General features: G+C 74.3%; 14 protein-coding genes. 6 read left to right on the forward strand and 8 right to left on the reverse strand.

Annotated elements, in window-relative coordinates; all coding sequences use genetic code 11:
• Window positions 1-7 precede the first annotated feature (7 nt).
• The gene (locus tag IF27_RS11795; RefSeq protein ID WP_052849441.1) at window positions 8-778 is read right to left on the reverse strand and encodes a polysaccharide deacetylase family protein; all 771 of its coding nucleotides are present in this window, start codon (window positions 776-778) and stop codon (window positions 8-10) included.
• Between the two features lie 259 nt (window positions 779-1037).
• On the opposite strand from IF27_RS11795, the gene IF27_RS11800 reads away from it, so the two are divergent.
• Window positions 1038-1991 (forward strand): S1 family peptidase, encoded by a 954-nt coding sequence (locus IF27_RS11800; RefSeq protein ID WP_052849442.1) that lies wholly within the window; start codon window positions 1038-1040, stop codon window positions 1989-1991.
• Between the two features lie 71 nt (window positions 1992-2062).
• On the opposite strand, the gene IF27_RS11805 is transcribed toward IF27_RS11800, so the two are convergent.
• Complete coding sequence (locus tag IF27_RS11805) at window positions 2063-2962, reverse strand: Gfo/Idh/MocA family protein (RefSeq protein WP_052849443.1); 900 nt, start codon at window positions 2960-2962, stop codon at window positions 2063-2065.
• 219 nt (window positions 2963-3181) lie between these two features.
• Between IF27_RS11805 and glnII the strand changes: the two genes are divergently transcribed.
• Together glnII and IF27_RS11815 are read left to right on the forward strand one after the other, a co-directional pair.
• Window positions 3182-4204 (forward strand): glutamine synthetase, encoded by a 1023-nt coding sequence (glnII, locus tag IF27_RS11810; protein ID WP_052849444.1) that lies wholly within the window; start codon window positions 3182-3184, stop codon window positions 4202-4204.
• A gap of 226 nt (window positions 4205-4430) precedes the next feature.
• On the forward strand, window positions 4431-5726 hold the full coding sequence (locus IF27_RS11815; protein ID WP_052849579.1) for a sensor histidine kinase: 1296 nt from the start codon (window positions 4431-4433) through the stop codon (window positions 5724-5726).
• 79 nt (window positions 5727-5805) lie between these two features.
• Here IF27_RS11815 and IF27_RS11820 read toward each other — a convergent pair whose 3' ends face one another.
• Window positions 5806-6270 carry a peptidoglycan-binding domain-containing protein gene (locus IF27_RS11820; RefSeq protein ID WP_052849445.1) on the reverse strand — a complete coding sequence of 155 codons (465 nt, stop codon included), beginning with the start codon at window positions 6268-6270 and terminating at the stop codon, window positions 5806-5808.
• A 365-nt stretch (window positions 6271-6635) separates the two neighbouring features.
• On the opposite strand from IF27_RS11820, the gene IF27_RS11825 reads away from it, so the two are divergent.
• The 3 genes from IF27_RS11825 (at window position 6636) to IF27_RS11835 (ending at window position 10444) form a co-directional block, all read left to right on the forward strand.
• Window positions 6636-7709 carry a phosphatidylinositol-specific phospholipase C domain-containing protein gene (locus IF27_RS11825; protein WP_052849446.1) on the forward strand — a complete coding sequence of 358 codons (1074 nt, stop codon included), beginning with the start codon at window positions 6636-6638 and terminating at the stop codon, window positions 7707-7709.
• Window positions 7710-7783: 74 nt separating this feature from the next.
• Window positions 7784-8431: a LuxR C-terminal-related transcriptional regulator gene (locus tag IF27_RS11830; RefSeq protein WP_052849447.1), complete on the forward strand. Its 648-nt coding sequence runs from the start codon at window positions 7784-7786 to the stop codon at window positions 8429-8431.
• Window positions 8432-8476: 45 nt separating this feature from the next.
• Entirely contained in the window at window positions 8477-10444 is a 1968-nt protein-coding gene (locus IF27_RS11835) for a hypothetical protein (RefSeq protein ID WP_223291017.1), read from the forward strand.
• A gap of 58 nt (window positions 10445-10502) precedes the next feature.
• Here the strand turns inward: IF27_RS11835 and IF27_RS11840 are convergent, their stop codons facing one another.
• The 5 genes from IF27_RS11840 to IF27_RS11860 form a co-directional block, all read right to left on the reverse strand.
• Complete coding sequence (locus IF27_RS11840; protein ID WP_110945782.1) at window positions 10503-12266, reverse strand: carbohydrate-binding module family 20 domain-containing protein; 1764 nt, start codon at window positions 12264-12266, stop codon at window positions 10503-10505.
• A 196-nt stretch (window positions 12267-12462) separates the two neighbouring features.
• Window positions 12463-13506, reverse strand: a complete 1044-nt coding sequence (locus IF27_RS11845; RefSeq protein WP_052849449.1) for a LacI family DNA-binding transcriptional regulator — start codon at window positions 13504-13506, stop codon at window positions 12463-12465.
• On the reverse strand, window positions 13503-15239 hold the full coding sequence (locus IF27_RS11850) for a glycoside hydrolase family 13 protein (RefSeq protein WP_052849450.1): 1737 nt from the start codon (window positions 15237-15239) through the stop codon (window positions 13503-13505). The genes IF27_RS11845 and IF27_RS11850 overlap by 4 nt, the downstream gene beginning before the upstream one ends.
• Before the next feature lie 87 nt (window positions 15240-15326).
• A complete protein-coding gene (locus IF27_RS11855; RefSeq protein ID WP_110945783.1) occupies window positions 15327-16280 on the reverse strand; it encodes a sugar ABC transporter permease in 954 nt (317 codons plus the stop codon).
• A 2-nt stretch (window positions 16281-16282) separates the two neighbouring features.
• Window positions 16283-17305 (reverse strand): carbohydrate ABC transporter permease, encoded by a 1023-nt coding sequence (locus IF27_RS11860; protein ID WP_052849451.1) that lies wholly within the window; start codon window positions 17303-17305, stop codon window positions 16283-16285.
• Between the last annotated feature and the right edge of the window lie 11 nt (window positions 17306-17316).

Here is a 17316-nt window from a genome sequence, read left to right on the forward strand (position 1 = left end):
GGGCCCGTCAGTCCGTGGGCAGGACCAGCGCGTAGCCCCGCTCCAGGAGGCGGGGAAGGCAGTACCCGAGGGCGGCGACCGTCTGTGTGCGGTCGCCGCCCCCGTCGTGCGCGAGGACGATCGCCCCGGGGCGCGCGCCGTCGAGCAGGGTGCGGGAGATCTCTGCGGTGCCGGGGCGTTCCCAGTCGCCGGTGTCGAGCGACCAGCCGAGGGGCAGCATGCCGAGGTCACGGGCGGCGCGTACCGTCCCGGCGGTCCACGCGCCGTAGGGGGCACGGGCGAGGACGGGGGCGGCGCCGACGGCGCTCTCGACGGCGGCGCTGGTGCGGGCCAGCTCGTCGCGCGCGTCGTCCTCGGGGAGCCGGTCGAGGCGGGGATGGCTCCACGTGTGGTTGCCGAGGAGATGTCCGTCGTCGGCGATGGCGCGCAGCAGCGCGGGCTGCCAGGCGGCGTGCTCGCCCGCGACGAAGAAGGTGGCGCGGACGGCGTGCGCGCGCAGGGTGGCGAGGAGGTCGCGCGTGTGGACGGGGTGGGGGCCGTCGTCGAAGGTGAGCGCGAGGCGGCGGCCCGTGCCCGGCAGTGTCTCGCGGACGCCGAGGGCGTCGGTGTCGGCGGCGGGTCGTGGGGCCCGGCCGGTGGAGCGGTCGTCGCCCCCGGCGGAGGCGGAGTCCACGAGATACCGGTTGAGGGCGATCAGGCCGAGCCCGGCGGCGACGCCCGCCACGAGGCGGCGCGGTGGGCGGCGGGCGGGCTGCCCGTCGGACGTGTCGTTCGGCATGGGCCACTGTTCTCACGGCAGTTCGGACGCCAGGGGGCTCCACACCGCTCCGGCGGGCCGTGCCGCCCGTTCGGAGCAGCGCGGGCCGGTTGCGCGGCGGAACGTATACGGTCGCCCGGCCCGTGCCGCCCGGTCCCGGGGCGCCGATCGACGGCCGGAAAGCGGTCTTCCCTCCCGCGCGCCCGGTGGGACGATCCCCTCGCCCCGGCGCCGGGACGTCCCCCACCGGCGCCCTCCCCTCTTCCCGCTGGAGGAAGCCGTGAGACGCGAGCGCGACACCGCAAGACCCGGGCCCCGGAGAGCGCGGCTGACCGCCGCCCTGTCGGGGCTCGTCCTCCTGGCCGCCGCCTTCCTGCCGGGCGCGGCGCAGGCCTCCGGTGGCGGGGCGGGTGGCTTCGGCGCCGCCCGGCTGGCCGCGGTGGCGGACGCCGTGCTGGCGGCCGACGTGCCGGGCACGTCGTGGGCCGTGGACCCGGCGGCGGACCGCGTCCGCCTCGTGGCCGACGCGACGGTCTCCGCCCGGGACCTCGCGCGGATCGAACGGGCCGCGGGGCCGCTGGCCGGGGCCCTGGCCGTCGAGCGGACGCCCGGCAGCGTCGAGCCGCACACGTCGGGCGGCGACGCGATCTTCGCGTGGAACTACTGGCCCTGCTCGCTGGGCTTCAACATCCGCATCGGCGGCGTGTACTACTTCCTCACCGCGGGGCACTGCATCCGCGAACTGCCGCCGCAGTACGTCTGGTACCCCTACTTCCAGCCGCCGTTCCCGCCCAACCCGCCGGACCCGCCGCTGGGGATCAGCACGGCGTTCTCCTACCCGGGCAACGACTTCGGCCTCGTCAGGTACCACACCACGCCCACCGACCTGCGCGGCGTCGTGAACCAGTTCGACGGCACGGTCCAGGACATCACCGGCGTCGCCAACCCCGCCGTGGGCCAGCCCGCGTGCCGCAGCGGGGGCGCGACGGGGCAGGTCTGTGGCACCGTCACCGGGCTCAACTACTCGGTCAACTACGGCGGCGGCGCGGTCGTCTCCGGGCTCATCCGCACGAACGTCTGCTCCGAGCCGGGCGACAGCGGCGGCCCGCTGTACCGGGGGACGACGGGCTACGGACTGACGTCGGGCGGCAGCGGCAACTGCACGTCGGGCGGCATCACGTACTTCCAGCCGGTCGTGGAGGCCCTGACCGCCTACGGCGCCACGGTCTACTGAGCCACGCACACCGCGCACGCCACGCACGCCACGCGTCGGACCGCGGGCACACGTCCCGCGGTCCGGCGCGCTCAGCGCTGCGGCAGGCCGAGCGCCGACTCGGCGGCGGCCAGGATCTCCGTCACCCGCAGCCCGAACCGGACGTCGCAGGCGTGCGGTTCGCCGGTGCGCGCCGACTCGATCAGCGCGTCGATGGCCCGCAGGAAGGAACGCCGCGGGCCGCCAGCCGGGCGCTCCGGCAGGGTCGAGATCCCGGCGGCGCCGCGCAGCTCCACGGCCACGCCCGCCGCTTGGGGCGGGACGGTGTGGGAGAGCGTCAGCGTGCTGGACGCGCCGGACGTGTGGCGCAGGACGACGTGCGTCGTGTCGCCGGGGCCGTGCGCCGCGACGACGCCCTCGGGGCCCGTGACGTCGCCGAGCGGCGGCAGCAGCACGGACAGGGCGTGCGGCCCGACGTCCCACAGCGCGCCGTGCTCCTTGCGCCAGGTGGAGAAGGCGTAGGGCGAGTCGGAGCCCGCGAAGACCGGCGAGTACCAGTCGGCGCGGCCGGTGAGCCAGCCCTCGGTGCCCTTCTGCGCGGCCAGCCAGGCGGCCGTCTCCGGCGTGAAGCGCAGGGTGAAGAAGACGACGGAGGCGACACCGGCGTCGGCCGCGGCGTCGGCCAGTTCACGGGCGCCCGCCACGGTCGTGGCGACCGGCTTGTCGAGCAGCAGGTGGCATCCGGCGCGGGCGGCGCGTACGGCCAGCGGCGCCTGGACGTCGGGCGGCAGGGCGACGGCGACGGCGTCGCAGTCGGCGAACAGCGCGTCGGCGTCCTCGTACGGCCGGGTGCCGAGCGCGTCCGCCAGCTCGGCGGCGGCCTCGGGGCGGCGGCCCCAGACGCCGACCAGTTCGGCCTCCGGATGCTCCGCGAGGCCGGGACCGTGGGTGTCCCGCGCCCAGGGGCCGGTACCGAGCAGACCGAATCTCATGGGTGACCCTTCTCAGACAGACGGGGACGAGCGGACCGGGGCGGCCCGTGCGTCCCACCCTAAGACGCCGGGAAGGCGCGCGCGGTACCGGGGGCAAACGCCGTTCACACCGCTTTAACAGCCGGGCAACTGGCGGGAAATGGCCGGTGGGGAGGGTGGAAACGGCGTGGACGCAACGCCGTGGAGCACCCGCGAAGACCTCATGGAGGAGCACGGACCGTGAGCTACAAGGCCGAGTACATCTGGATCGACGGCACCTCGCCCACCGCGAAACTGCGGTCCAAGACCAAGATCCTCGCCGACGGCGCCGAGCCCCCGACCTGGGGCTTCGACGGTTCGAGCACCAACCAGGCCGAGGGCCACGCCTCGGACTGCGTGCTGAAGCCGGTCGCCTCCTACCCGGACCCGATCCGGGGCGGCGACGACATCCTCGTCCTGTGCGAGGTCTGGAACGTGGACGACACCCCGCACGTGTCGAACACCCGCGCGGCGCTGCGTCCGGTGGCCGAACAGTTCGCGTCGCAGGAGCCGATCTTCGGCATCGAGCAGGAGTACACCTTCTTCAAGGGCTCCCGGCCCCTCGGCTTCCCGGAGAGCGGCGGCTTCCCCGCCCCGCAGGGCGGCTACTACTGCGGCGTCGGCGCGGACGAGATCTACGGCCGTGACGTCGTCGAGGCGCACCTGGAGAACTGTCTGAAGGCCGGTCTCGGCATCTCCGGCATCAACGCCGAGGTCATGCCGGGCCAGTGGGAGTTCCAGGTCGGCCCGCTGGCGCCGCTCGACGTCTCCGACCAGCTGTGGATCGCGCGCTGGCTGCTCTACCGCACGGCCGAGGACTTCGGCGTCTCCGCCACCCTCGACCCGAAGCCGGTCAAGGGCGACTGGAACGGCGCCGGTGCCCACACCAACTTCTCCACGAAGGCGATGCGCGAGGGCTACGACGCGATCGTCGCCGCGTGCGAGTCCATGGGCAAGGACGGCAAGCCGCTCGAACACGTCAAGAACTACGGCGCGGACGTCGAGGACCGCCTCACCGGCGCGCACGAGACCGCGCCGTGGGACCAGTACAGCTACGGCGTCTCGAACCGCGGCGCGTCCGTCCGCATCCCGTGGCAGGTCGAGCGGGACAAGAAGGGCTACATCGAGGACCGGCGGCCGAACGCGAACTGCGACCCGTACGTCGTGACGCGGCTGATCACCGACACGGTCTGCACCGAGCTGGGTGACGCGGGCCTGGTCTGACCCGCCCCCGCCCCCTCGCACGTCCTCCCGGCCCGTGGCCGCAGCTCGGGCACGGTTCCGGGGGGACACCACGGGCGCCCGCCCTCCGGCGGGCGCCCGTGGTGTTGCTGGGTACACCCCGGCCGGGCTGCCGCCCCCCGTGACCTGCGCACGGCAGCGCCGCAGACTGTGATCGGATACCGATACACGGCGACAGGCGGCAGACTCACATGGACGGGCGATGGACATGAACGGACAACAGGTACGCGACGCCTTCGTGGCGGCCGGGCGGGGATTCGTGCTGTCCCTGCTGTCGATCACCGTCTCGCTGGTGCTGTTCGTCCTCTTCGTGGTGTCCCTGGCGATCATCGTGACGGGCGTCGGCCTGTTCACGACCCCGCTGATCGTGGACGCCATCCGCGCCCACGCCACGCTGCGGCGCGACCTGTCGGAGCGCTGGTGCGGGCTGACGATCCCCTCCGCCTACCGGCCACGGCCCGCCTCGCGGTCCGGCGGTGTGGCGCACCAGGTGGACCGCTGCGTGGAGATCCTGAAGGACCCGGCGACCTGGCGGGACGCCCTCTGGCTGATCTGCGACGCGGTCGCGGGCTTCGTCATCGCCGTGCTGCCCTGGGGCCTGATCGGCTACTTCGTATGGGGCATCGTCCTGCTGTGCGGCGTGTGGGTGCCGATCCACAACGCGGGCGCCACGTACTGGTACGCCTTCGTGCCGGTCGGCTCCTGGTTCACGGCGGTGCTCGCCGCGCTGGTCGGCGTCGGCTTCCTCGGCGTCGCCATGTGGCTGAACCCGCTGCTGATCCGCGGGCACTTCCTGATGACGGGCGCGCTCAACGGCGCCTCGGAGAAGCAGCAGCTCGCGCAGCGCGTGGCCCGGCTCCAGGAGACGCGGCACGACGCGCTGGACAACTCGGCGGCCGAGCTGCGCCGCATCGAGCGCGACCTGCACGACGGCGCGCAGGCGCGGCTGGTGGCCATGGGCATGAGCCTGGGCACCATCGAGGCGCTGATCGAGAAGGACCCGGTCAAGGCGAAGCAGCTGCTCGCGCAGGCGCGGGAGAACTCGGCGGAGGCCCTGTCCGAGCTGCGCGACCTGGTGCGCGGCATCCATCCGCCGGTGCTGGCCGAGCGGGGCCTCGGCGACGCCGCGCGCGCCCTGGCGCTGCGGATGCAGATGCCCGTCGAGGTGGACGTGGACCTGCCGGGGCGCCTGGAGGAGCCCGTCGAGTCGGCCGCGTACTTCGCGATCAGCGAGATCCTGACCAACGCCGCGAAGCACTCGGGCGCCTCGCAGGTCTGGCTGGACATCTACTACAGCGTCCCCGAGCACGCGCTGCGCATCGCGGTGACGGACAACGGGCGCGGCGGGGCGAGCCTGGAGGGCGGCTCGGGGCTGCGCGGTCTGGAACGGCGGCTCGGCGCGTTCGACGGGATCATGGCGGTCAGCAGCCCGGAGGGCGGGCCGACGCTGATCACCATCGAGATCCCGGTCCAGACGGTCGAGCCGGGCGCAAGCCGCCGCTGACCCCCCGGAACACGACGGCGGCGCCACCTTCCGGTGGCGCCGCCGCCGCGTACGCACGGGTCCCGCCACGGGGACCCGCTCAGCAGAAGGACGCCGCGCCGTTGGCCATGCGCTTGAACGCCGCCTGAGTCCCGGGCCCGGCTATCCCGTCGATGCCGCCGGTGTAACCCCAGTAGTCCCGCAGCAGACGCTGGAGGGCCGAGATCGTGCCGGTCCCGACGATCCCGTCGATCAAGCCGGTGTACCCCCAGTTCGCGCGCAGGTTGCGCTGGAAGGCGCGCCAGCTGTTGGGGCCCAGCTGCCCGTCGAGGGCTCCCGTGTAGCCCCAGTAGGTGCGCAGCCAGCACTGGATGTTGCGGGCCTGGCCGTTGCTCAGGCCCAGGTTGACCACCGCGAGCGGGACCGCCTGCTCGGCGGTGACCGCCGGGTGCGAACGGGCCCCGGACGTCCTGGAGTCGGCGCTCGCGCCCGTCAGTCCCCCCGCGGTCACGACGACCACGGTGGTGACGCCGACAAGCGTCCTGGTCCATGTACTCGGTCGCATAGGTTCCCCCACATCGCTCGGTTGTGGGGCGGCACCCGGCACCGCCGACGCGCACGCCTACCGGCGCCGCGGCCCCCCCGTGACATGTACCGCGCCGGAGCGACCGTCGCCCCGACGGCCCCCCGCACCGGCCCGGTACGGGACGAAAACTATGCGCCGGTCCTTCCGCCGGTCGAGACCGTTTTCGGACATGCCGTGACGATCTTCCTGATTTCGCCCCCGCCCGTGGGCGGTGCGCGCGTTGGCCGTCCGTTCGTCCGTGGCTCACCCGCGCCATCCCGGAAGTCAGCCGAACTCGCTTACGCTGCTGCCGCGTTGACACACCGCTCCCCCCACCCCCACCTCGCGAGCGAAGGCGGCACAGCATGCGATCCGGACGTTCCCCCCGCGCAGCCCTGACCGTACGGCCCGTCACCGGCGCGGCGGTCCTCACGGCCCTGGCGGCCCTGACCGCCTGGGCCCTCCCCGCGCAGGCGGCGACGGCCGCCGAGGGCCCCTCGTACGGCGCGAGCACCTCGGTCGGCGTCCACAACGCCTACCTCCAGGAGACCTACCCCTACTTCGCGGACGCCCTCGACTCCGGCGCGGGCATGCTGGAGATCGACGTCTGGACCAACTTCTTCGGCGGCGGCTGGCGCGTCGCGCACAACAACCCGTTCGGCAACAACAGCAACTGCGTCGGCGCCACCTCGGCCGACGGGCTGCGCAGCGGCTCGCGCAACCAGGGTCTTGCGGGCTGCCTCGCCGACATCCGCGCCTGGCACGACGCGAACCCCGGGCACCGCCCGATCCAGCTGAAGATCGAGATGAAGGACGGCTTCGCCGACAACCTCGGCCGGGGCGCCGACGAGTTCGACGCCCTGCTCGGCGCGACGCTCGGCGACGCGCTCCTCCGCCCCGCCGACCTGCTCGGCGGGCACGCCACCCTCGACGAGGCCGTACGGGCGGACGGCTGGCCTGGCCGCGACGAGCTGGCGGGCCGCTTCGTCGTCCACCTCATCCCCGGCACGGTCGAGGAGGGCAACCCCTTCGACAGCCTGTGGACGGACGTCGAGTACGCCCGCCACCTGCGCGACCGCGCCGCGGCCGGGACGCTCGGCACGGCCACCGCGTTCCCCGCCGTCCACGGCGCCGAGGCCGGTGACCCGCGCACCGGGCGCTACGCGGACGCGACGCTGCGCCCCTGGTTCGTCGTCTTCGACGGCGACGCCTCCACCTACCTCGGCGGCGGCATCGACACCGCCTGGTACACCGACCGCAACTACCTCCTCGTCATGACGGACGCGCACAACGTGCCGCCCGCGATCTCCGCGACCACCCCGAGCGAGGCCGAGGCGCTGGCCCGCGTCCAGCAGCTCGCCGACGGCGGCGCGGCCGTGGCCAGCTCCGACTGGCACGCCCTGCCCGGCGTGCTGTCCTCCGTCGTCCCGCACAGCTGAGGCGGCCCGCGCCCGGTGCCCCGGTGCCCGCCGGACGGCCGTCCGGCGGGCACCGAGCCGCTAAGCTGACCGGCATGCGCGTAGTCCTCGCCGAAGACCTGTTCCTGCTGCGGGACGGGCTGGTGCGGCTCCTGGAGGCCCATGACTTCCAGATCGCCGCCGCCGTGGACAACGGCCCCGCCCTCACCCGTGCCCTGGCCGAGCTGAAGCCGGACGTCGCCGTCGTGGACGTGCGGCTGCCGCCGTCGTTCACCGACGAGGGCCTCCAGTGCGCGCTCCAGGCGCGCCGCGAGCAGCACGGGCTGCCGGTGCTGGTGCTCTCGCAGCACGTGGAGCAGCTGTACGCGCGCGAGTTGCTGGCGGACGGGCGCGGCGGCGTCGGCTATCTGCTGAAGGACCGGGTCTTCGACGCCGACCAGTTCGTGGACGCGGTGCGCCGCGTCGCGACGGGCGGCACGGCGATGGACCCGCAGGTGATCCAGCAGTTGCTGGCGCAGCGCACGCAGGACTCGCCGCTGGAGAAGCTGACGCCGCGCGAGATGGAGGTCATAGAGCTGATGGCGCAGGGCCGTTCCAACGCGGCGATCGCCGAGCGGCTGGTCGTGACCGAGCGGGCCGTCGCCAAGCACACGTCCAACATCTTCGGGAAGCTCGGACTGCCGCCGTCCGACGACGACAACCGGCGCGTGCTCGCGGTCCTGGCGTATCTCGAACGACGCTGAGCGCGCCGGGACGTAACCTGACCGGCGGTCCGTCGTTCTGGCTTTGTGTCCCCCAGCGATGTCACCACCACCCCCGAGGCCATGGGCCTGCACCAGGCCGAGGCCGCGCTCGTCGAGCACTACCCGCGTCTCGTGCGGCTCGGCTACCTGGTCCTCCCCCGCTCCCTCCCCCGGCACCGCCGCGTCCTGACGGCGCACGCGCTCGCGCAGCGCGCGCTGCCGCGGGGCAGGGCGGCGGGCGACGAGCCCGCGCCGGTGCCCGCGCAGCGGGTGGCGGGACCGGCCGGACGGGAGGCCGGGTACGCGTACCTGCGGCTGCGTGTCCTGCGCGCCGTGCTGGCCGAGGGCCGTCCTGCCCGCCTGGCGGGCCGCGAGGTGCGGCTGCCGAAGCCGCGCCTGCTGCCGCTCGTCGCGGGGCTGCGGCTCACGCCGCGCCAGGACGGCGCGGAGGACGTCGCGCTCGACCAGGCGCTCGGCGCGCTCGGCCCGGCGGCCCGCGCCGCGTTCGCGCTGCGGCGCCTCGACGGCCTGGACGAGACGGCGGTGCGCGGCCTGCTGCGCGCGGCGGACGTGGCGCCCGAGGACATCGGCCCGGCGCTGGCCGCCGCCGCGACGCTCGCGGCCGGGGTGGGCGGCGCGGCGGCGGAGCCGGCCGACCCGTGCGCCCTCCAGGCGCGGCCCACCGACCTGCTGCGCCGCCGCCGTCACGTCAGGACCGCGCTGATCGGCGGCGCGGCGCTGGCCGTGGTGGCGGGCACGCTCGCCGTCCTGCCGGGCGGCTGGGGCGACGACGGCGCCGCCGCGCCGCCGTACGCGCAGAACGTCGCGGCCGAGGCCGCCCTCGACCCGCAGGGCCTGCGCCGCATCCCCGACACGGTGTGGCGGCAGTCGGCGCGCACGGACTTCTCCGTGTGGCCCGCGCGCGGCGACAAGCTGGACGACACGGGGCTGCTGCGGCGGGCGCTGGCGGTGTGGGCGCGTCCCGGCGAGGAGGTCGTGGTCTCGGCGACGCCCGGCACGCAGACGGGCCCGCCCCCGGGTCCTGCGCAACTGCTGTACGCGGGCGAGTCGTCGGGCACCTCGGTCGTGCTGCTGTACGACGGGCTGCGGCTCGTCAGGTACGCGGAGGCGGCCGGGGCGTCGAGCGGGGCGGCGCTGCTGGACTTCGCGCGGGTGGACGGCGCGGGCCCGGCGGGCGCGGCAGCCGTCGTGCTCACCCGTGGCGACGGCAACACGGGCTACCTCATGGCGCCCTGGGTGACCGGCGCGGCGACGACGGACCTGGTGGACCCGGCGGCGGGCGACGTGCCGCTCGACGTGGACGAGGCCGGGGTGACCGGCGCCGTGCGCACGACCGTCGGGCAGCAGGACGCGGCGGCGCAGGACGGGCTGTGCGCGGAGTACCCGGCGCTGTCGGTGACGCTCCAGGGCAGCGCGGAGCCGTACGTCTTCGCGGACCTCGGCGAACTGGTCCCGGCGCAGCTGACGTCGGGCGCGCCGGGCGGCCCGGCCGAGGCGGGCGCGGCGGGCGAGGGCCGGGAGCACTGGGCGCGTACGGCCTGCCATCTGCCGCAGGTGAGCGGCGCGGGCGTGCGGGCGGTGAACCTGTGGGACTTCGCCGGGCAGACGCTGCCGGACGGCGCGGGCGAGGCGCGGTGGGTGTGCGTGCGGGCCGAGACGTGGCGCGGTGTGGGTGCGAAGACGCTGACGGAGTTCCTGCCGCCGGTGACGCGTCCCGGGGAGCCCGGGGTGATGACGGCGACGGCCGAGGACGCCTCGGCGTGCGGGCAGCGGCGTCCGGCGGTGCTGAGCGGCGTGCTGTGGCGGTCGCCCGCGGAGGCGTGGTACCTGGTCGCGGCGGGCAGCGACGAGGTGACGTCCATCCGGGCCGAGGGCGGCGTGACCGGTGAGGCGGAGGGCAGGACGCTGGCCCTGGCCGCCGAGGAGGGCGCGCAGGCGGAGCTGTCGGGGACGCTCGGCGAGGACGGGACGCTCGCCATGCTCGGCGGCTGACAGCTGACGGGGCGTACGAGGGGGCGGGCCGCTGGCCCGCCCCCTGTGCGTGTGGCCGTCAGCCGCGCCAGGTGTCGGTGAGCGTCACCCGGCCGCTCGCCGGGACGGTCGCCGTGCGGTTGGCGCCCGTCTCCCAGGTGACGCCCGAGGCGCCGTCCCAGCGGCGGACGTACTTGTAGGAGAACACCGTCCCGGCCGGGAGGTCGATCTCCGCGCGCCAGACGGGGTAGCTGCCCGAGCCGAGGCGTACGGCGCGGGCCGGGTCCCAGGAGCCGAGCTGCGGGATGTCGCCGACGACGTAGATGTTCTCGCCCCACTGCGTGTGCGCGGTGACGCCGAACGAGGCGCCGGAGCGCACGGGTTGGGGCTCGCCCGTGCCGCCGCCGTCGCAGGTGCGGGCGCCGGTGTGGAGGGCGAGGGCCGTGTCGGGGGCGAGCGTCGCGGTGAACCGGCCCGCGCCGTCCACCGTGACCGTGCGGTCGCTCTGCACGTCGCAGTACGTACCGGCGGCGAGCGACGTCTCGAAGGTGCGGCTGAGCGGCGTGCTCTCGTGGTTGATCGCCACGTAGCCCTGGTCGCCGCGCCCGAAGGCGATGGCGTCGTCCCCGTCGTCCCACCAGCCGGTGACGGCCTCGCCGTCGGTGGCGGCGCGGAAGGCGACCATGCTCTCGATCTCTGGCCAGGCGTGCTGGCACGTCCAGCCGTCCTGCCAGCAGGCGCCGACCCGGCCGTCCGCCGGGGGCCCGGCGTCGTGGTCGGTGAACGCGTAGCCGGAGTGGACGTCGGGCGCGCCGTAGGGCCAGGCGAGCATGAAGACGTTGGCCAGGGTGTAGTTCGCGCCGCTGCGCTGGTTGAGGGTGGAGCCGTTGCGCTCGGTGTCGTGGTTGTCCACGAAGACGGCGGCGCCCGCGTCCGGCAGGTAGCCCCAGCCCTCGCCGAAGTTCTCCAGGTAGGCGAGGCTCTCGTTCTCGAACACGCGCTTCAGGTCGCGGCCGTAGCGGAACTCCTGCACGTCGCCGTTGCCCGTGTACTCGGTGGGCTGCACGGCCTCGCCCGCGCCGAAGATGACCTCCTGCTTCCAGTACGGGTCGGGGTCGTCCACGAGGGCGCGGATCGCGGCGAGGTCGGCGGCGGCCATGTGCTTGGCGGCGTCCACGCGGAACCCGGCGACGCCGAGGCTCAGCAGGTCGTTCATGTAGGCGGCGATGCGCTCGCGGACGGCGGTGCTGCCGGTGTCGAGGTCGGCGAGGCCGACGAGTTCGCAGACCTGGACGTCGTAGCGGTCCTGGTAGGAGGCGATGTCGCGGCGGCAGGTGTGGAAGTCGCCGTCGCCGTACGGGACGTCCGGGTAGGCGTACTTGCTGTAGGTGGAGCCGCCGGTGCCGGTGCCCGTGCCGCCGGTGGCCGACATGTGGTTGATGACGGTGTCCACGACGACGCCGACGCCCGCGTCCCGGCAGGTGTCCACCATGGCGCGGAACCCGTCGCGGTCGCCGAGGCGGCTGTCGATGCGGTAGCTGACGGGCTGGTAGGCCGTCCACCACTGGCCGCCCTGGATCTGCTCCTGCGGGGGCGACACCTGGACGTAGCCGTAGCCGGCGGGGCCGAGGCGCTGCGTGCACTCGCGGGCGATCGACGCGAAGTCCCAGTTGAACAGGACGGCGGTGACGTCCCGTTCGCCGGGCGGCGCGGCCTGCGCGGCGGGGGCGGCGACGGTCAGGGGGACGACGGACGCCGCCAGGGCGAGCAGTCCGGCGAGGAGCGCGCCGCCGAACCGGGCGGCGCCGTGGCGGCGGTGGGGGGATCTCTGTCTTCCGCGCATGGACTCCTCCTTGGAGGAAGGGGAGGAAGGGGTGGGGTGCGCAGCGGGCTCGGGCCGCGGGCGGCTCTTGCTGCAAGAGATTGCACGGAGGACCGTAGGGCGGCCCGCCGGGGCGGTCAAGGGCGTGCGCGGGGCGGGAGGTCGGCGCGGTCAGGGGCCCGCAAGGGCTTGCGCAACCTCTTCCGTCCCCGCGCGTTCAGGTCCCGGGCGCCGCCTTGGCGGTGGAGCCGCGCACCACCAGCTCGGGCTGGAAGACGAACTCGGTGTGCTGCACCAGGCCGCCGACCTCTTCGAGCAGGGAGCTGACGGCCGCGCTCGCCATGGCGCGGACGGGCTGGCGCAGCGTGGTGAGCGGCGGGTCGGTGAAGGCGAACAGGTCGGAGTCGTCGTAGCCGATCACCGACACGTCGGCGGGCACGTCCAGGCCGCGCTGCCGTACCGCGCGGATCGCGCCGAGCGCCATCATGTCGCTGCCGCAGACGACGCCGGTGCAGCCCGCGTCGAGCAGCGAGGCGGTCGCCGCCTGGCCGCCTTCGAGGCTGAACAGCGAGTGGCGCACGACGCCCAGGCCGCCGGTCTCGGCCTCGAAACCGGCGACCTTGCGCTGCACGGGCACGAAGCGGTGCGGGCCCACGGCGAGCCCGATCCGCTCGTGCCCGAGGGCCCGCAGGTGCCGCACGGCGATGCGGGTCGCCGCCGCGTCGTCCGGGGAGACGAACGGCGCGCTGACCCGCGGGTTGAAGCCGTTGATGAGCACGAACGGGACGCCCTGCGCGCTGAGCCGCGCGTAGCGGCCGGGGTCGGCCGTGGTGTCGGCGTGCAGCCCGGACAGGAAGACGATGCCGGTGACGCCGCGTTCGACGAGCTGATCGACGAGTTCGTCCTCCGTCGCGCCGCCGGGCGACTGCGTGCACAGCACGGGCGTGTAGCCGTGCCCGGCGAGGACCTGCTCGATGACCTGCGCGAAGGCGGGGAAGATCGGGTTGGTCAGCTCGGGGATGACGAGGCCGACGAGGCCCGCGCTGCGCTGCCGCAGCCGCACGGGGCGCTCGTACCCGAGGACGTCGAGGGCGGCCAGCACCCGCTGCCTGGTGGCCGCCGCGACGCCGCTCCTGCCGTTGAGGACGCGGCTGACCGTGGCCTCGCTGACCGCCGCCTGCTGGGCGATGTCGGCGAGGCGGGGCGGGCCCGTGGGCTGCGCGGGGAGGTGCGCGGTGCCCGGCGTGCCCTCCTGGCTCACTCCTGCCACCAGACGGTGGTGTCGGCGGGCAGCAGACCGGCGGCCAGCACGTCGGCTGGCAGCGCGTCGGCGGGCAGCGCGTCGGCGGGCGCGGTCTCCTGCGCCGCGCCGTCGGGCCTCGCACCTCCGGCCAGGAGCGGGCGGCCCGTGGCGAGGAGGGCGGAGACGTCGGCGGGCGCGTCACCGGTGTTCACCAGACACAGCAGCGCCGTGCCGTCCGCGCCCCGGCGGCGGAACGCGAGGACGCCGTCCGGCGCCTCCAGCCACTCGACGTCGTCGCCGGCGCCGAGCGCGGGGTGCGTGCGGCGCAGGGCGAGCGCGGCGCGGTACAGCTCCAGGGTGGACGCGGGGTCGCCCGTCTGCTCGGCGACGGACAGGCCGCCCCAGCCCTCGGGCTGCGGGAGCCAGCTGCCGCCGGGGCCGAAGCCGTAGGAGCTGCCGTCGGGCGTCCAGGGGAGGGGGACGCGGCAGCCGTCGCGCAGCCCGTCCTGGCCGTCGCCCGAGCCGTCGCCGTGCGCGCCGCGCCGCAGGAACGCCGGGTCCTGCCTGGCCTCGTCGGGCAGGTCGGTGACCTCGGGCAGGCCCAGCTCCTCGCCCTGGTAGACGTACGCCGAGCCGGGCAGGGCCAGCATGAGGAGCGTGGCGGCGTGGGCGCGGGCGAGGCCGCCGCCGAGGCGGGTGCGGTGGCGGACGACGTCGTGGTTGGACAGCACCCAGGTCGTCGGGGCGCCGACCGGGCGCATCGAGGCGAGGGAGGAGTCGATGACCTCGCGCAGGGCGAGGGCGTCCCAGGGGGTGTTCAGGTAGTGGAAGTTGAACGCCTGGTGCAGCTCGTCGGGGCGGACGTACAGGGCGGTGCGGCCCGCGCTCGGCGTCCACGCCTCGGCGACGCCGATGCGCTGGCCCGGGTACTCGTCGAGGATCTGCCGCCAGGAGCGGTAGATCTCGTGCACGCCGTCCTGGTCGAAGAAGGGCAGCACCTGGGTGCCGAGCAGCTTGAGCTGCCCCGGGTGGCCCATGTCGGGGAGCCCGGCGGCCTTCACGAGGCCGTGGGCGACGTCGATGCGGAAGCCGTCCACGCCGATGTCGAGCCAGAAGCGCAGCACGGAGCGGAACTCGTCGCGTACCGCCTGGTTGTCCCAGTTGAAGTCGGGCTGCTCCGGCGCGAAGAGGTGGAGGTACCACTCGCCGGGGCGCCCTTCGGGGTCGGGGACGCGGGTCCAGGCGGGGCCGCCGAAGATGGACTCCCAGTCGTTGGGCGGCAGTTCGCCGTCCGTGCCGGTGCCGGGGCGGAAGTGGTAGCGGTCGCGCAGGGGCGAGCCGGGGCCCTCGCGCAGGGCGCGCCTGAACCATTCGTGGCGGTCGGACGAGTGGTTGGGCACCAGGTCCACGATGACGCGCAGGCCGAGGGCGTGGGCGTCGCGGATGAGGGCGTCGGCGTCGTGCAGGTCGCCGAACATCGGGTCGATGGCGCGGTAGTCGGCCACGTCGTACCCGGCGTCGGCCTGCGGGGAGGCGTAGAACGGGCTCAGCCACACGGCGTCCACGCCGAGGTCCGCCAGGTGGGGCAGGCGGGCGCGGACACCGGCGAGGTCGCCCATGCCGTCGCCGTCGGCGTCGGCGAAGGAGCGCGGGTAGACCTGGTAGATGACGGCGTCGCGCCACCAGTCGGTGCCGTGGGGGCGGCCCTGACCGCTGGTCGGCTGCGGGCGGTCGGCGAGGTGCTGGGTCATGTCGTCCCTGGGGGTGTTGGCTGGTCGTCGGTCGGTGGGGGCGGCCGGGCCCGGAGCGGGGGTGTGCCCCGGGGCCCGGCGGCTGCCTCATGCCTTGGTCGAGCCGGCGGTCAGTCCCGATTGCAGGTGGCGTTGTGCGTAGCCGAACACCAGGGTGGCGGGTACGGCGATGAGGACGGCGGCGGCCGTCATGAGGTGCCAGTCCTGGGTGTGCTGGTTCACGAAGGTCTGGAGGCCACCGGCGAGCGTCAGGTTCTCCTCGCCGGTCATGAAGGCCGTGGCGTAGGCGACCTCGGCCCAGGCGGTGACGAAGGTGTAGAAGCCGGTGACGGCGAGCCCGGGGCGGGCCAGCGGCATGATGAGCCGCCAGAAGACGCCGAAGGGGCTGAGGCCGTCCACCCGGCCCGACTCGTCGATGGCGACCGGGACGGTGTCGAAGAAACCCTTCATCATCCAGGCGCAGAACGGCACGGCGATCGTCAGGTAGGTGACGACGAGCGCGACCGGCTGGTTGAGCAGGCCGTAGCGCGACATCAGGTTGTAGAGCGGGACGATCAGCACGGCGAACGGGAACATCTGGGTGATGAGCAGGGTCCACATCAGCGGGCGCATGCCGGGGAAGCGGAAGCGGCTGAGCGCGTAGCCGGTGGTGGAGGAGATGAACACGCCGATCACGGTCGTGACGAGCACGATCAGCACCGAGTTGCCGAACCAGGTGAGGAACGCGGTGTCGTTGAGGACGTGGTCGTAGTTGCCGAGCGTGAAGTCGGAGACGAAGGAGAGCGAGAACGTCTCGGACTTCGGCTTGAACGAGGTGACCAGCAGCCACAGCGGCGGGAACACCGCGATGCACGCGGCGACCAGCAGCCCGGCGTGCAGGCCGACGGAGGCGGCGCGGCTGCGTTCGCCCCGTTTCCTGGGGGCGCGCCCGGCGCGTCCGGCGGGGAGGGGGCCCGCGGGGCGGGCGGAGCGGGGTCCTGGGAGCTGTTCGGGCTCGCCGCCTGGCCCGGCGCCGTCCGGCTGTGCCGTGTCTGTCGCCATCGTCACCACACCTCTCCCTGTTTGCGCAGCGCCTTGCGGTAGGCGAGGGCGAAGAGCACCAGGAGCAGGAGGATGAGGACGCCCCAGGTGGCGGAGTTCGCGAAGTCGCGGGGGCTGGAGACGAAGGCGAGCCGGAACGCCTCGGTCACCAGGATGTCGGTGGAGCCCGCCGGGCCTCCCCTGGTCAGCAGGAAGATCACCGGGAACATGTTGAACGTCCAGATGGTGCTGAGCAGGACGACCGTCATGGCGACCGGGCGGACGCCGGGCAGCGTGATGTTCGTGAAGCGCTGCCAGGCGTTCGCGCCGTCCATCTCGGCCGCCTCGTACTGCTCGGCGGGGATGGACTGGAGGGCGCCGAGCATGGCGATGAGCATGAAGGGGACGCCGAGCCAGACGTTGACCGCGATGACGGACACCTTGGCCCAGGTCGGGTCGGACAGCCACGGCACGGCGTCGATGCCCCCGTTGCCGAGGACGCCGTTGAGGATGCCGTTGCGCTCGTTGAAGAGCATGCGCCAGGCGAAGACCGACACGAAGGCGGGGATCGCCCAGGGCAGGATGAGCGCCATGCGGTAGAGCGTGCGGCCCCTGAAGGCGCGGTTCAGCATGGTGGCCAGCGTCAGGCCGAGGGTGAAGGTGATGCCGACGCAGGCGACCGTCCACAGGACGGTCCAGCCCAGGCGGTCCCAGAAGACGTCGTCCCGCAGGACGTCGAGGTAGTTGTCGAGGCCGACGAACTCGTAGGTCGCCTCGATGCGGTTGACCCCGATCCGCCGCTCGACGTTCGCCTCGTCGGCGTCGGTGAGGGAGAGCCAGAGGCCGCGGACGAGGGGCCAGCCGATGATGACGCCGATGACGGCGACGACCGGGGCGACCATGGCCCAGGCGTACCAGTAGGTGCTGAGTCTCCGGCGCAGCCTGCCGGGGGGCGCGTCCGCACGGCGGCGGGGGCCGCGGGCGCCGCGTGGCGCCTCCGCGGCCCTGGCCGGGACCGTGCCGGGCGGGGTGACGGCGTCAGCCATGGTCCGCTCCG

The sequence above is a fragment of the Streptomyces avicenniae genome, assembly GCF_000719135.1.
Classification (GTDB): domain Bacteria; phylum Actinomycetota; class Actinomycetes; order Streptomycetales; family Streptomycetaceae; genus Streptomyces; species Streptomyces avicenniae.

What these genes read in the sequence shown, in the direction of transcription:
- IF27_RS11795 (WP_052849441.1), bottom strand. Translation starts at nt 778, where the DNA reads ATGCCGAACGACACGTCCGACGGGCAGCCCGCCCGCCGCCCACCGCGC.
- IF27_RS11805 (WP_052849443.1), bottom strand. Translation starts at nt 2,962, where the DNA reads ATGAGATTCGGTCTGCTCGGTACCGGCCCCTGGGCGCGGGACACCCAC.
- IF27_RS11815 (WP_052849579.1), top strand. Translation starts at nt 4,431, where the DNA reads ATGAACGGACAACAGGTACGCGACGCCTTCGTGGCGGCCGGGCGGGGA.
- IF27_RS11820 (WP_052849445.1), bottom strand. Translation starts at nt 6,270, where the DNA reads ATGCGACCGAGTACATGGACCAGGACGCTTGTCGGCGTCACCACCGTG.
- IF27_RS11825 (WP_052849446.1), top strand. Translation starts at nt 6,636, where the DNA reads ATGCGATCCGGACGTTCCCCCCGCGCAGCCCTGACCGTACGGCCCGTC.
- IF27_RS11830 (WP_052849447.1), top strand. Translation starts at nt 7,784, where the DNA reads ATGCGCGTAGTCCTCGCCGAAGACCTGTTCCTGCTGCGGGACGGGCTG.
- IF27_RS11840 (WP_110945782.1), bottom strand. Translation starts at nt 12,266, where the DNA reads ATGCGCGGAAGACAGAGATCCCCCCACCGCCGCCACGGCGCCGCCCGG.
- IF27_RS11850 (WP_052849450.1), bottom strand. Translation starts at nt 15,239, where the DNA reads ATGACCCAGCACCTCGCCGACCGCCCGCAGCCGACCAGCGGTCAGGGC.
- IF27_RS11855 (WP_110945783.1), bottom strand. Translation starts at nt 16,280, where the DNA reads ATGGCGACAGACACGGCACAGCCGGACGGCGCCGGGCCAGGCGGCGAG.
- IF27_RS11860 (WP_052849451.1), bottom strand. Translation starts at nt 17,305, where the DNA reads ATGGCTGACGCCGTCACCCCGCCCGGCACGGTCCCGGCCAGGGCCGCG.